The organism is Pseudomonas sp. GW821-FHT04C07 (genome assembly GCF_059420325.1).
Genome location: NZ_JBWKTM010000004.1, coordinates 263,863 through 278,828, shown reverse-complemented (window position 1 = coordinate 278,828; position 14,966 = coordinate 263,863). Strand labels below are relative to the sequence as shown.

Here is a 14,966-nt window from a genome sequence, read left to right as displayed (position 1 = left end):
TCACACGGGTTGCGGCGGACATTGACCTGACTGTCGGCACGACTCGTTTTGAATAAAACCCAATCGCTAACCATGCGCTACGACCCCCGAGAGCTCTCCGATGAGGAGTTGGTTGAGCGTTCGCACGGGGAGCTGTTTCACGTAACGCGCGCCTATGAAGAATTGATGCGGCGCTATCAGAGAACCCTATTTAACGTTTGTGCACGTTATTTAGGGAACGATCGTGATGCAGATGATGTCTGTCAGGAAGTGATGTTGAAGGTGTTGTACGGTTTGAAGAACTTCGAGGGCAAATCGAAGTTCAAGACATGGTTGTACAGCATCACATACAACGAGTGCATCACGCAGTATCGCAAGGAGCGGCGAAAGCGTCGCTTGATGGATGCCTTGAGTCTCGACCCCCTTGAGGAAGCATCTGAAGAGAAGATGCCGAAACCTGAGGATAAAGGTGGACTTGATCGCTGGTTGGTGTACGTGAACCCGATCGATCGGGAAATTCTGGTGCTACGATTTGTCGCAGAGCTGGAGTTTCAGGAGATCGCAGACATAATGCACATGGGTTTGAGCGCAACAAAAATGCGGTACAAGCGTGCTCTTGATAAATTGCGTGAGAAATTTGCAGGCATTGCTGAAACTTAGTTCGGCGCAAATATCTCTTACGTGCAGGCAAGTTCTGTTAGACTTGCCGCCGAGTTGTCCCCCGGTTTGCGGGACTGCTTTACAATCACCAGATGGGGATTTAACGGATGAAACTGAAAAACACCTTGGGCTTGGCCATTGGTTCTCTTATTGCCGCTACTTCGTTCGGCGCTCTGGCACAAGGCCAAGGCGCGGTCGAGGGTGAGGCTTTCTACAAGAAGCAGTACAACGACAGCATCAACGACGTTGAAGACGGTCGCCGTCCAGGCGTTTCGATCGGTTACTTCCTGACCGACGACGTTTCGGTCAACGCTACTTACGAGAAAGACGATTACACTCGTTCGAACAACAACACTGGCGGCCAGAAGATCAAAGGCGATCACTTCGGTCTGAAGGCCCAGTACCACTTCCTGCCAGTTGGCAGCCCAGTGCGCCCTTACGTTGAAGGCGGTGTTTCCCACGGCAGCATGACCAACGTCGCTGCTGATGGCCACACTGGTCGTGACAAGTCCACCTTCCTGACCACTGGCGCTGGCGCCAAGTGGTACATCACCGACAACCTGTACGCTCGTGCCGGCGTTGAAGCCGACTACAAGCTGGACAACGGTCGTTGGGACTACGCTCCTGTGATCGGTCTGGGTGTTAACTTCGGTGGCGGCTCCAAGCCTGCCCCGGCACCAGTTCCAGTTGCAGCTCCAGTAGCTGAGCCAGCTCCAGAAACTCCGGTTGCTGAAGTAGTTCGTGTTCAGCTGGACGTGAAGTTCGACTTCAACAAGGCTGTTGTCAAGCCAAACAGCTACGGCGACGTGAAGAACCTGGCTGACTTCATGAAGCAGTACCCGAACACCACCACCGTTGTTGAAGGTCACACTGACAACGTCGGTCCTGACGCTTACAACCAGAAACTGTCCCAGCGTCGTGCCGACGCTGTTAAACAAGTCCTGGTCAAGGATGGTGTTGACACTAACCGCGTTCACTCGGTTGGTTATGGCAAGTCCCGCCCAATTGCTGACAACGCAACTGAAGCTGGTCGTGCTATGAACCGTCGCGTAGAAGCGCAGGTTGAAGCTACCGCTAAGTAATTAGCTTTGTAGTTCGGAAAAGCCCGGCTTAGGCCGGGCTTTTCTTTGTCCTGGATTTGGTGTCGAGCGAAGATTTGCAATGGCATTGAAGATATCGGCGGCTTCAGCAACTCCTGCGCGAGAATGCGCTCAAGCGCGTTCCTGTAGGCGCTGCCGCAGGCTGCAATCTTTTGACGATTGTTCACGTGCTGCGACCGCGCCAATCACCAGAATGGCCGGGCTTTTTAGCTGGAAGACGAGGGCATCTTCCTGCATGGCTGTCAGATCGCTCCGGCATTCCCTTTGCTGGGGTAGCGAAGCGTTTTCGATCATCGCCACTGGTGTGTCAGCGGCAAGGCCGCCGGCCAGCAATTGATCGCGAATTTCGCTCAGCTTGGCGACGCCCATGTAAATCACCAGCGTCGTGCCGCTTTGGGCCAGGGCCTGCCAGTTCAGGCTGCTATCGTCCTGAGTGTGGGCCGTCACCAGGGTCACGCCACGACTGATGCCACGCAGTGTCAACGGGATATCGCATTGCGTCGCACCGGCAAGACCTGCTGTGATGCCATTGACCATTTCGACTTCAACCCCATGGACTCTGAGCCACTGTGCCTCTTCACCGCCACGCCCGAAAATGCACGGATCGCCGCCCTTGAGCCGCACCACGCATTTACCCTGGCGGGCATAGCGCAGCATCAAGCGATGAATGAACTCTTGCGGCGTGGAGCGACAGCCCCCGCGTTTGCCCACCGGGATGATGCGAGCTGTCGGGCAGTGAACCAGAACGGCCTCGTTCACCAGATCATCGATCAGCACCACATCGGCTTCGCCCAGTGCCCGTACCGCTTTGAGGGTCAGCAATTCAGGATCGCCAGGACCTGCGCCTACCAGCCAGACTTTTGCGCTCATGTTCAATTCCTCACGAAGTGATTGCTATCGGTTGGGCAGTGACAGCCAACAGACGCTTGATTTCCGGTACGCAGGAGCCGCATTGAGTGCCGCAGCCCAGTTCTTGTTTCAAACCCTTCAAATCCAGACCGCGACTGATGCCGGCGCAGACCGCGCTTTCGCTGACGTTTTTGCAGTTGCATAAGGTTTTGCTACTGGAGGTGTGGCTAGCGTTGTTGCCTGGTGGGGCGCTCAATGGCGCCAGCAGCCAGCGACGCAATTGCTCGTCGGCGCGACCTTCGAGCCACAGGTTTTGTAACCAATGCCGGGCCAGGGTTTCACCGGCCAGGCGTATGGCCGTGATTCGCCCGTTCTCGATCCGGACCCGTTTACCGATGGAGCGCCGAGGGTCGTCATAGGCCAATACCGGCCCATCGTTGAGCCTCAACAGTTGATCAATGTCCCTGAGCAACTGCGGATCCGGCGCCTGAGCGCTGGCGGCACGAATCAACAGCGCCGGACGCTCGCGGCCGGCCAGACTGAGGCTGACGTAGGCAAAGCCCTCGCAGAGCGGTCTCAGGGCCTCGAAATGCTGCTGCACATCGCCTTCGATCAAGGCAAACAACTGCCAGGGCAACTGCACCGGCTCGATGCGTACGCCGCTGTGTTTGAGCTCCGGTTGTTTGGACAAGGGGTCGAACGCCGGTTGCGTGACGGCATTGATGCCACCCTTGAGGAAACGATCGCCCCAGTGCATCGGCAAGAAGGCCTGGCCCGGGCGCACGCTGTCATCGCTACCCACTGCAACGATCACGTGACCGCGACGGCTTTTGAGGCTGACCAGATCACCGGATTGCAGCCGATGCCGATGCAGTTCATCGGGGTGCAGGCTCAAAACGGCTTCGCTGACATGCCCGAACAGTTGTGCGGCAGTGCCGGTGCGGCTCATACCGTGCCATTGATCGCGCAGACGCCCGGTGATCAGGGTCAACGGGAAGCGAGCGTCACGTTGCTCTTTGGCGGCGCGGTAGGGATCAGCAACGAAGTTCGCCCGGCCGCTTGATGTCGGGAATATGCCATCGCCGTACAAGCGCGCCGTGCCGATTTGTGCCCCATGGGGGAAGGGCCACTGTTGTGGACCGATTTCGTCGAGCAGGGCATGGCTGATGCCGGACAGGTCGAGGTCGCGGTCGCGGGTCAGCTCTTTGTATTCATCGAATACCTGCGCCGGATTGTTGAAGGCGAACAGGCTTGGCTGTGCCGGGCGCAGGCGCTGCTCCAGGCGCTGAGCGAAGTCTACTGTGATCGCCCAGTCAGCCCGTGCTTCTCCCGGGGCGGCAATGGCGCGGCGAACGTGGGAAATACGCCGCTCCGAATTGGTCACCGTGCCTTCCTTCTCTCCCCAGCTGGCGGCGGGCAACAACAGGTCGGCAAACGGCGCGGTTTCGGTGGTGCGAAAGGCTTCCTGCAGTACCACGAACGGGCACGCCTTCAAGGCTTCGCGCACCGCATTCTGATCCGGAAGCGATTGCGCCGGGTTGGTGCAAGCGATCCACAGGGCTTTGATCTTGCCGCTCTGGAGGTGCTCGAACAGCTCGATGGCTGTCAGCCCGGCACTTTCGGGCAAGCGTTCGACACCCCAATAGGCGGCGACTTCTGCTCGGTGTTCCGGGTTGATGGCCTCGCGGTGGCCCGGCAACAGGTTCGACAGGCTGCCGGTCTCGCGACCGCCCATGGCGTTGGGCTGACCCGTCAGGGAGAACGGTCCGGCACCCGGCCGGCCGATTTGCCCGGTGGCCAGGTGCAGGTTGATCAGCGCGCTGTTTTTTGCGCTGCCGGCCGTGGACTGGTTGAGCCCCATGCACCACAGTGACAGGAAGCTCGGTGAGGTGCCGATCCACTCCGCGCATTGCTGCAGTTGCTCGACACTGATCCCGCACAGTTGGGCAACCATTTGCGGGGTGTAATCGCGCACCAGGTTTTTCAGTTCAGCCAGGCCTTCGGTGTGGGCTTTGATGAAGTCACGGTCGACCCAGTCTTCCCACAGCAGCAGATGCAGAATCCCATGAAACAGCGCGACATCGGTGCCTGGCAGAATCGCCATATGCATGTCCGCGAGATCGCAGGTATCGGTGCGCCGAGGGTCGATGACGATGACTTTCATCTGAGGTCGGCGGCTTTTGGCTTCTTCCAGTCGACGAAACAGTACCGGGTGGGCGTAGGCCATGTTACTGCCGACGATCATCACGCAGTCGCTCAGCTCAAGGTCTTCATAGCTGCACGGTGGAGCGTCGGCACCGAGGCTGCGCTTGTAGCCGACCACCGCCGAGGACATGCACAGCCGTGAATTGCTGTCGATATTGTTGGTGCCGACCAGTGCTCGTGCCAGCTTGTTGAAGGTGTAGTAGTCCTCGGTCAGCAGTTGCCCGGAGATGTAAAACGCAACGCTGTCCGGGCCGTGTTCGGTGATGGTGTCGGCAAACACATTGGCCGCGTGATCCAGTGCGGTATCCCAATCGGTGCGGCTGCGGGCCAGGCTTTTGCCCAGCCGCAGTTCCGGGTACAGCGCCCGTGCCGCGAGGTCGCCAGTCAGGTGCAGACTGGCTCCTTTGCTGCACAGTTTGCCGAAGTTGGCCGGGTGTGTCGGGTCGCCGCTGACGCCGAGAATGTGCTCGCCGTCATGCTCGATCAGCACACCGCAACCGACCCCGCAATAACAGCAGGTCGAGGCGGTCGTCTGGCGGTTCATCAGCTCGCATCCCGTAGTGCCAGCATGACCCGGCCATTCTCCACGCGCGCCAGATGGTGGTGCGCGCAGCCAATGTCCGGGGCCTGGGCTTCGCCGGTTTCGAGGTCGATCTGCCAGTTGTGCAGCGGGCAGGCGACCCGTTTGCCATAGATCAACCCTTGAGAGAGAGGACCACCCTTGTGCGGACAGCGGTCGTCGAGGGCGAAGACTTCATCGTCACTGGTACGAAAGATCGCGATATCGCCTTTTGGGCCGTTGATGATGCGTGAACCCAGGGCGTTGATTTCTTCCAGTGCGCAGATATCCAGCCAGTTCATGCCGGCACCTCCAGTTGTTTCACGGCGATGGTGTCGAACTCCTTCTTCAGCAGCGGTTGCTCCAGACGCTCCTTCCAGGGGTCCTGCTCGAACGACAGGGAGAATTGCAGGCGATCATTGAGTGCCTTGCGCCGTTGCGGGTCTTCCAGCACAGCCTTCTTGATGTGCTCCATGCCGACCCGTTGCAGGTAGTGCACGGTGCGCTCCAGGTAGAAGGCTTCTTCGCGGTAAAGCTGCAGGAAAGCGCCGTTGTACTCGCGCACTTCTTCGGCGGTTTTCAGTTTGACGAAGAACTCCGCGACCTCGGTTTTAATCCCGCCGTTACCGCCGATGTACATCTCCCAGCCCGAATCCACGCCGATGATGCCGACGTCTTTGATCCCGGCTTCCGAGCAGTTGCGCGGGCAACCGGAGACCGCCAGTTTGACCTTGTGCGGTGACCACATGTTGAACAGGTCATGCTCCAGCTCGATGCCCAGTTGGGTGGAGTTTTGCGTGCCGAAGCGGCAGAACTCGCTGCCGACACAGGTCTTCACGGTGCGGATGGATTTGCCGTAGGCGTGGCCGGATGGCATATCGAGGTCTTTCCAGACGCCCGGCAAGTCTTGCTTCTTGATCCCCAGCAAGTCGATGCGCTGTCCGCCAGTGACCTTGACCATTGGTACGTTGTACTTGTCCGCCACATCCGCGATGCGCCGTAACTCGGCAGGGTTGGTCACGCCGCCCCACATCCGTGGCACCACTGAATAGGTGCCGTCTTTCTGGATGTTGGCGTGGGCCCGCTCGTTGATCAGGCGCGACTGCGGATCGTCTCTGGCTTCGCCTGGCCAGGTGGAAATCAGGTAGTAGTTCAGCGCCGGACGGCAGGTGGCGCAGCCGTTCGGGGTGCGCCAGTTCAGGTAGCTCATGGTGCCAGCGATAGTCAGCAAGTGCTGTTCGCGGATGGCCTGACGGATCTGCCCGTGGTTGAGATCGCTACAGCCGCAGATGGCTTTTTCGCTTTTCGGTTTGACGTCGGCCGCGCCACCGACGGTATTGATCAGGATCTGCTCTACCAACCCGGCGCAGGAACCGCAGGAGCTGGCAGCCTTGGTGTGCTTCTTGACCTCATCGACGCTGAACAGACCGTGTTCCTGAATCGCTTTGACGATGGTGCCTTTGCACACGCCGTTGCAACCGCAGACTTCCGCGGTGTCAGCCATGCTCATGGCTTTGTCCTGACCCTGGTGGCCGACGTCGCCGAGTGCGTTTTCGCCGAACATCAGGTGGTCGCGGATTTCGCTGATGCCATGGTTCTCGCGGATCTGCCGGAAATACCAGCCGCCGTCGGCAGTGTCGCCATACAGGCAGGCACCGACCAGCACGTCATCCTTGATCACCAGTTTCTTGTAGACACCGCCGATGGGGTCGGAAAGGGTGATGGTTTCGGTGCCTTCGCCGCCCATGAAATCACCGGCGGAGAACAGGTCGATGCCGGTGACTTTCAACTTGGTCGAGGTGACCGAACCTTGATAGCGGGCGAACCCCAGTTGCGCGAGGTGGTTGGCGCAGACTTTCGCCTGCTCGAACAACGGCGCGACCAGGCCGTAGGCAATGCCCCGGTGGCTGGCGCATTCGCCGATGGCATAGATACGCGGGTCGTAGGTTTGTAGCGTGTCGTTGACCAGGATCCCGCGATTGCAGGGAATGCCGGATTTTTCCGCGAGTTCGGTGTTCGGCCGAATACCGGCGGCCATTACCACCAGGTCGGCAGGAATCACGTCACCGTTCTTGAACTGCACCGAGCCGACCCGACCGTTGCCGGCGTCGTGCAAGGCCTGGGTCTGTTCGCACAGACGAAAGTTCAGACCACGGCTTTCCAGGGCGCTTTGCAGCAGCTCGCCGCTGGTTTTGTCCAATTGCCGCTCCAGCAGCCATTCGCCGATGTGCACCACGGTCACGTGCATGCCGCGCAGCATCAGGCCGTTGGCGGCTTCAAGGCCCAGCAGGCCGCCGCCGATGACCACCGCGTGTTTGTGGGTCTTGGCGGTGTCGATCATGGCCTGGGTGTCGGCGATGTCGCGGTAGCCGATCACGCCCTGCAAGGTATTGCCAGGAATCGGCAGAATGAACGGCGTCGAGCCAGTGGCGATCAGCAGGCGGTCGTATTCGGCTTCGGTGCCGTCCTCGGCGATCACCCGGCGTTTGACCCGGTCGATCTGCACCACTTTGCGGTTGAGCAGCAACTTGATGTTGTTTTCCAGGTACCAACTCAAATCGTTGAGCACGATCTCTTCGAACGTCTGCTCACCGGCGAGCACTGGCGACAGCAGAATGCGGTTGTAGTTGGTATGGGGTTCGGCGCCGAAGACCGTGATGTCGTACAGCTCGTTACTCAGCTTGAGCAGCTCTTCCAGGGTGCGAACCCCGGCCATGCCGTTGCCGATCATCACCAGTTTGAGTTTTTTCATAAAAATCTCCGGGGAGCTCAGGCCTGCCTCATCAGGGCGGTCGGGCTGGCTCGACAAATTTTGCGCAAACAAAAAAAGGCGTCCCGCTAGTTACCTAGCGAGGACGCCTTTGTCCTGATCCCGTTCTCTCGGGAAGCGCAACCTTCATCGTTGAAGGCTGGGCTTTATGTCTGTTGCAGGAGCTAATGCAGCGGTTGTGCCAAGTTGTACGGAGCGTGGTTTTATTGGGCTTTGAGCCATGATTTGGCGTTTGGCTTGAGTTTTATGCACCGATTCAAGGCGCTGCGCACACTAGTGGAGCGCAAATCCCTGTAGCAGCTGCCGAAGGCTGCGTTCGGCTGCGAAGCAGTCGTAAATGGGCGTACCGCATTTTTGGCCATGGGTTGGTTGTATGAATTGCGACTGCTGCGCCCGAGCACGGACCGAGCCGAACGCAGGCTTCGCCAGCTGCTACGCAAACAGATCGTCAGCCGTGAAACACCCAATACAGCAGCACCAGATTGATCAGCAACGACACCAGCGCCAAGGTCCGCCAAACCTTCAGCGGCTCTCGCTCCAGCAGCGGCCTGGGTCGAACGTTCAAGCTGCGGCGTTCGCCCTGTTCCAATAGCAGCAACCATTCCTCCGCTGTTTCAAAGCGTTGAGCAGGATTGACTGAAACCGAGCGCTCCAGGCTTTGCTCCAGCCAGTCCGGCAGGTCCGGCCGATAGCGGTTGGCGCTGACTGGCATCCCGAAGCGCGGTCGTTGAAAGGCTTCTATTTCCCCATAGGGATATTGGCCCGTCAGCAGGAAATACAGAGTCACGCCCACCGCATACAGATCCTGTTGCGCCGTGGGTGCGTCGCCATTGAAGGCTTCCGGGGCGATGTAACTTGGCGTTCCCGGAAGCAGGTGTGCCTGGTCCTCCGAGAGGCCAGGGCAATAGGCCAAACCAAAATCCAGCAGGCGCAATTCGCCGTCTTCACCCAGCAGCAGGTTTTCCGGTTTGATATCCCGGTGCAGGATCTGCCGCCGATGCAGCATGCCCACCGCCCGCAGCAGGCGCTCGGCCAGTTCCTGCCATTGAGCCAATGGCAGCGGGCCGTTTTGTGCGAACAGTTCGGCCAGCGTCGCGCCTGGGTACTCGCGCATCACGTAATACAAATGCTGACGCTGACTGGCGGCATGCACTTCGGGGAAGTGTCGACCGGCGACCCGCCGCAGAAACCACTCTTCAGACAGCAGGCCTTGCCCGGCCTGGTTATCGTCATGCAAGTGGGCTGGCAAGGTTTTCAGCAGCCAGGGTTGCTGCTGGGCGTCGCGAACGCGATAGAGCAGGGACTGCTGGCTCTGCCCGAGCAGTGTCTCGACTTGCCAGCCTTCGAACGACTGACCTGGTTTCAAGGGGGGCGGTAACGGCCATTGCTGTAAATGGATCAGCGCATCACCGATGGTCGCCTCACCAAGGGCGTCGACCCGCACCAGTAACGCGCTGGCATTATCCTGACTGCCTGCCAGATGCGCGGCGTTGACCAGCGTCTGCGCGGCGCTATCGAGGTCGGGCTGGTCACGCAGGATCGAGGTGATCGCCGTGTCACCAAGAACCGCCCAGATGCCGTCGCTGAGCAGCACGAAGCTCTCGCCCTGACGCAGTTCACCGTCGAGAAAGTCCAGCACCAGATGTTGATCCAGACCCAATGCACGCTTGAGTACATGCTGCATGCCCGGTTGTTCCCAGACATGATCGTCCGTGATGCGCTGCAACCCCTCGGCGTACCAGCGATAGACCCGGCAATCGCCGACATGGGCCAGGGTAAAGCGCCGGCCACGCAGCACCAGTGCGCTGACGGTGGTGAGCAATGGCTGCCCGCCACCGTTGGCTTGCAGCCAGCGATTCTGTGCCAGCAGCAACCGATCGAGGGCTTGCGCCACGCCCCAGGTTTCCGGTGTGGCGTAGTAGTCCAGCGCCAATGCCTGCAAGGTCGAACGAGCGGCGAGGCCACCGTCGGCGCACTGGCTGACGCCGTCTGCGATGGCGAACAGATTGCCCTTGCTGGCCGCCAGCGCCGGGGTCGGTGTGACCAGACGCAAGGCGTCCTGATTTTCATCGCGTGGGCCGATGGCGCTGGCTTGGGCGAAGCTCAGTTGCAGGCTCATTGATGTGTCAGACCCTTGCCGCGGTCACGGCTGCCGAACCCCAAGTGGTTCTCCAGCGGCGTTTGACCCCGTGCAGACCGAACCAGGCCAACACACCGAGGCTGGCGAATAACCATAGCGCAAGCTGATAGCTGCCGGTGCTCTGCTTGATCGCCCCCATGCCTGCGGCGAGGGCAAAGCCGCCAATGCCGCCAGCCATGCCGATCAGGCCGGTCATCACGCCGATCTCCCGGCGAAAACGCTGCGGTACCAATTGGAAGACCGCGCCATTACCGGCACCAAGACCGAGCATGGTGCAGACGAACAGGGCGAGGGCGGCGTAGGAGCTCGGCAGATTGAAACCCACCACAGTCATGCAGATTGCCGCCACGGTGTACATGCCGAGCAAGGTGCGAATGCCACCGAAGCGATCCGCCAGGGCGCCACCCAACGGGCGCATCAGGCTGCCACCGAATACGCAGGCGGCGGTGTAGTAGCCAGCGGTGACCGGACTCAGGCCGTACTGGTCGTTGAAGTAGCCGGGCAGCGCGCTGGCCAGACCGATAAAGCCACCGAAGGTCACGCAGTAGAAAAACATGAACCACCAGCTATCGCGGTCGCCCAGAGCCTTGAAGTAGTCAGCCATGGATTTTGTTTTTGGCCGCTCCGGGGCATTTTTCGCCAGCCAGGCAAAGACGATCAGGGTCAGGGCCAGGGGGATCAGCGCAAAACCGAACACATTGCTCCAGCCAAACGCCGCCGCCAGCATCGGGGCGATCAACGCCGCGAACACCGTACCGGAGTTGCCCGCACCGGCAATGCCCATGGCCTTGCCTTGATGCTGCGGTGGATACCACTGGGAGGCCAGGGGCAGAGCGACGGCGAACGAGGCGCCGGCCATACCGAGAAACAGGCCAAGCACCAGTGCCTGTTCGTAGCTGTGAATGCCCAGCTTCCAGGCGCCGAACAGCGCGCAGATCACGATGACCTGGCCGATCAGCCCGGCGGTTTTCGGTGACAGGCGATCCGCCAGCAAGCCCATTACAAAGCGCAGAAACGCACCGGCCAGAATCGGCGTGGCGACCACCAGCCCGCGTTGCTGGGTAGTCAGTTGCAGGTCGGCAGCGATTTGCACCGCCAAAGGGCCGAGCAGGTACCAGACCATGAAGCTCAGGTCAAAATAGAGGAAGGCCGAGAACAATGTCGGGGTATGGCCGGATTTCCAGAAGCTTGAATTCATCGCGCACCTCAGCTGTGAAGAGTCTCGAAAGGAGTCATGAGCTTTCAGGTGGGGGCCCATAACGGCCGCACCACCGGCCCCGGGCTGTGGGGCCAAAAACGAAAAAAACGCCGCAACCCGATTCGCTGCGTGGGCGAGTAGGGTGTGCGACGTCTTTGTCGTAGGTGGGGCAACCGCCGTTGGTTACCTGTATGGATTACCTAGCAAGAGCCGCGCCAGGATCAAGATGATCGTTCCCACGCTCTGCGTGGGAATGCATCCCGTGACGCTCCGCGTCACAGCCTGATACGGACGCGGAGCGTCCAGGGCGTGCGCTACCACGCAGAGCGTGGGGGCGATCCTGTTAGCCCAGCAACTCGCTCATGGCGATGATCTGCTCAGCCACCTGAATCAGCTTCTGTTGGCGGCTCATGGCCTGGCGGCGCATCAGGGTGTAGGCCTCTTCTTCCTTGCAGTCCTTCATCTTCATCAGTAAGCCCTTGGCCAGTTCGATGCGCTTGCGCTCGGCCAGTTGCTGGTCGCGGGCCAGTAGCTGCGCGCGCAAGGCCTGGTCGCTTTCAAAGCGGGCCATGGCCACGTCGAGGATCGGTTGCAGGCGCGAGGCGAGGATACCTTCGACGATGTAGGCACTGACCCCGGACTTGATCGCCTGACGCATCACGTCCGGGTCATGTTCATCGGTAAACATCACGATTGGCCGTGGCTGGTCGCGGCTGACCAGTACCACTTGTTCCATCACATCGCGGCTCGGTGACTCGGTATCGATCAAAATCACATCCGGGCGCACCGTTTCGACGCGCGCCGGCAGGTCGATGGTCAGGCCGGATTCATCGATAACTTCAAACCCGGCCTCGGTCAGGGCGGCTTTGAGCCGTCCGACTTTTTTTGCAGTGTCGTTGATCAGCAGGATACGCAACATGTTCGCAGGCTCCTGTCAGCGGCTGGCAAGAAGGGCGGAGGGGGCGTTCATGGCGTGCAGGGTGAAGCTGCGGGCATAACCGGCCGGGTCCGAACCGTCCCAGATCTTGCCGTCGATCAATTGGCTGCTGCGCATTGCCTCCCCAGAGTGGCTCACGCCTACTGCGGTGGCCGCCTCGCGGTACAGGTCCAGTTGCTGAACCTGGCGAGCGACGCCGAGGTAATCCGGGTCGTCACGCAACAAGCCCCAGCGGCGGAATTGGGTCATGAACCACATTCCATCTGTAAAGTATGGCAGGTTGACCTCGCCCGCGCCGTGGAAGCGCAGTGCATGGGGGTCTTGCCAGCGATTGCCGAGGCCATCGGCATAGTCGCCGAGCAAGCGTGGCTGGATGCAGTCTACGGGCGTGTCCAGATATTCTCGACCGCTCAACAGTTGCGCGGTGCTTTGACGGTTCTCGGTGCTCTGTTCGATAAAGCGACTGGCTTCGAGGATCGCCATGACCAGTGCGCGGGCGGTGTTGGGGTACTGTTCGACAAATGCGCGGGTGCAGCCCAGCACTTTCTCCGGGTGATCGGGCCAGATGGTTTGGCTGGTGGCCATGGTGAACCCCAGATCCTGCTTCACTGCACTGGCGCTCCACGGCTCGCCGACACAAAAGCCGTCGATGCGCCCGGCCTGCAAATGCGCGACCATTTGCGGCGGCGGCACCACCACGCTGTCGACATCCTGCAGCGGATGGATGCCTTGGCTGGCGAGCCAGTAATAGAGCCACATGGCGTGGGTGCCGGTGGGGAACGTCTGGGCGAAGGTCAGCTTTGCGCGACTTTGGTGCACGTGCAGGTGAAGCGCTTCAGGACTGGTCACGCCAAGGGCTTGCAGGCCGTGGGACAGATTGATGCTTTGACCGTTCTGGTTCAGACCCATGAGCACCGCCATGTCGCTGGCCGCGATGCCGCCGATGCCCAGGTGCACGGCGTAGATCAAGCCATACAGGCTGTGAGCGGCATCCAGCTCGCCGCTGACCAGTTTGTCCCGCAGGTTGGCCCAGGATGACTGGCGCTTGAGGTTCAAGGTCAGCCCATAGGGCTGGGCGAAGCCCTGGGTGGCGGCGACCACCACCGAGGCGCAATCGCTCAGGGCCATGAAGCCCAGATTGATCGCACTCTTTTCCGGGGCATCGCTGCCATTGACCCAGGCCAGTGGATTGGCTGGAAACTCATTCATCAGGTGTGCACCTTCCATAAAAAAGCGTCGTACCCAGGTCCCTTGCCAAAGCAAAGCCGGGTGACGACGCCGTTGTCCTTCGACTCATCCCGCTGTTGGCATGAGAGCTGATGCAATCGATGGTGCAAGGCATATGCCACTCTCCATTGATTTCATCGCGTGCCTCGCTTGCGGCACCGTTGCCCGGCTATAATCGCCGCCTCATTTCGCCGCCAACCGAGTCAAGCCCGCCCATGTATACCCTGGCCCGCCAGCTATTGTTCAAACTCTCCCCGGAAACCTCCCACGATCTGTCCCTGGACCTGATCGGTGCGGGCGGGCGTTTGGGTCTCAATGGCTTGCTGTGCAAGGCGCCTTTGCAACTGCCGGTGAATGTCATGGGGCTGGATTTCCCCAATCCGGTCGGTCTGGCAGCGGGCCTGGACAAGAATGGCGCGGCCATTGATGGTTTTGCCCAGCTGGGCTTCGGCTTTGTCGAGATCGGCACCATCACCCCACGTCCACAACCGGGTAATCCGAAACCACGGATTTTCCGTTTGCCGCAAGCTGAGGCGATCATCAACCGTATGGGGTTCAACAACCTCGGCGTCGATTACTTGCTGGCACGGGTGGCAGCGGCCAGGTACAAAGGCATTCTGGGTATCAATATCGGCAAGAATTTCGACACACCGGTCGAGCGTGCGGTCGATGATTACCTGATCTGTCTGGACAAGGTGTACGCCCATGCCAGCTATGTAACGGTCAACGTCAGCTCACCGAACACTCCAGGCCTGCGCAGCCTGCAATTCGGCGATTCGCTCAAGCAGTTGCTCGAAGCGCTGCGTCAACGCCAGGAAGACCTGACGCAGCGTCACGGCAAGCGTGTACCACTGGCGATCAAGATAGCCCCGGACATGACCGATGAAGAAACCGTACAGGTCGCGCAAGCATTGATCGAGACGGGGATGGATGCGGTGATCGCTACCAACACCACCCTCAGCCGCGTCGGCGTCGAAGGCATGGAGCATGGCAACGAGGCAGGCGGTCTGTCGGGCGCGCCGGTTCGCGACAAGAGCACCCACACCGTCAAGGTGCTGGCCGGCGAATTGGCCGGTCGCTTGCCGATCATCGCTGTGGGCGGTATCACCGAAGGCCAGCACGCGGCTGAGAAAATCGCCGCTGGCGCGAGCCTGGTGCAGTTGTATTCGGGCTTTATCTACAAGGGCCCGGCGTTGATTCGCCAGTCGGTGGATGCGATCGCGGCATTGCGGTAAGGGCGGTCCATTGTGGCGAGGGGCAAGCCCCCCGGCCACAAAGGTGATTTTTTCAGGCATAAAAAAGGGCTCCGTGAAGGAGCCCCTGGGCCGAAGCCCGCCGTCCG

At 60.2% G+C, this 14,966-nt stretch carries 11 protein-coding genes; 3 read left to right on the top strand and 8 right to left on the bottom strand.

Annotation, left to right across the window (positions count from 1 at the left end):
* The first annotated feature begins 48 nt into the window (after positions 1 to 48).
* Together sigX and AC07UI_RS10290 are read left to right on the top strand one after the other, a co-directional pair.
* Positions 49 to 639 (top strand): RNA polymerase sigma factor SigX, encoded by a 591-nt coding sequence (sigX, locus tag AC07UI_RS10295; RefSeq protein WP_494992388.1) that lies wholly within the window; start codon positions 49 to 51, stop codon positions 637 to 639.
* 107 nt (positions 640 to 746) lie between these two features.
* Positions 747 to 1,721, top strand: coding sequence for an OmpA family protein (locus AC07UI_RS10290; RefSeq protein WP_494992387.1), 975 nt, complete (start codon positions 747 to 749; stop codon positions 1,719 to 1,721).
* Between the two features lie 129 nt (positions 1,722 to 1,850).
* On the opposite strand, the gene cobA is transcribed toward AC07UI_RS10290, so the two are convergent.
* From cobA to AC07UI_RS10250, 8 genes are all read right to left on the bottom strand, one after another.
* Entirely contained in the window at positions 1,851 to 2,609 is a 759-nt protein-coding gene (cobA, locus tag AC07UI_RS10285) for a uroporphyrinogen-III C-methyltransferase (RefSeq protein WP_494992386.1), read from the bottom strand.
* A 10-nt stretch (positions 2,610 to 2,619) separates the two neighbouring features.
* The gene (locus tag AC07UI_RS10280; protein ID WP_494992385.1) at positions 2,620 to 5,337 is read right to left on the bottom strand and encodes a nitrate reductase; all 2,718 of its coding nucleotides are present in this window, start codon (positions 5,335 to 5,337) and stop codon (positions 2,620 to 2,622) included.
* Positions 5,337 to 5,654, bottom strand: a complete 318-nt coding sequence (gene nirD / locus AC07UI_RS10275) for a nitrite reductase small subunit NirD (protein WP_494992384.1) — start codon at positions 5,652 to 5,654, stop codon at positions 5,337 to 5,339. Before nirD ends, AC07UI_RS10280 begins: the two co-directional genes overlap by 1 nt.
* On the bottom strand, positions 5,651 to 8,104 hold the full coding sequence (nirB, locus tag AC07UI_RS10270) for a nitrite reductase large subunit NirB (RefSeq protein WP_494992383.1): 2,454 nt from the start codon (positions 8,102 to 8,104) through the stop codon (positions 5,651 to 5,653). Before nirB ends, nirD begins: the two co-directional genes overlap by 4 nt.
* A 466-nt stretch (positions 8,105 to 8,570) precedes the next feature.
* Entirely contained in the window at positions 8,571 to 10,241 is a 1,671-nt protein-coding gene (locus AC07UI_RS10265) for a bifunctional protein-serine/threonine kinase/phosphatase (protein ID WP_494992382.1), read from the bottom strand.
* 7 nt (positions 10,242 to 10,248) lie between these two features.
* Positions 10,249 to 11,460, bottom strand: a complete 1,212-nt coding sequence (locus tag AC07UI_RS10260; RefSeq protein ID WP_494992381.1) for a nitrate/nitrite transporter — start codon at positions 11,458 to 11,460, stop codon at positions 10,249 to 10,251.
* 343 nt (positions 11,461 to 11,803) lie between these two features.
* Positions 11,804 to 12,379 (bottom strand): ANTAR domain-containing response regulator, encoded by a 576-nt coding sequence (locus AC07UI_RS10255; RefSeq protein WP_494992380.1) that lies wholly within the window; start codon positions 12,377 to 12,379, stop codon positions 11,804 to 11,806.
* Positions 12,380 to 12,394: 15 nt separating this feature from the next.
* Positions 12,395 to 13,606, bottom strand: a complete 1,212-nt coding sequence (locus AC07UI_RS10250; protein WP_494992379.1) for a CmpA/NrtA family ABC transporter substrate-binding protein — start codon at positions 13,604 to 13,606, stop codon at positions 12,395 to 12,397.
* Between the two features lie 233 nt (positions 13,607 to 13,839).
* Here AC07UI_RS10250 and AC07UI_RS10245 point away from each other — a divergent pair, with 233 nt between their 5' ends.
* Positions 13,840 to 14,859: a quinone-dependent dihydroorotate dehydrogenase gene (locus AC07UI_RS10245; RefSeq protein ID WP_494992378.1), complete on the top strand. Its 1,020-nt coding sequence runs from the start codon at positions 13,840 to 13,842 to the stop codon at positions 14,857 to 14,859.
* The last annotated feature ends 107 nt before the right edge of the window (positions 14,860 to 14,966 follow it).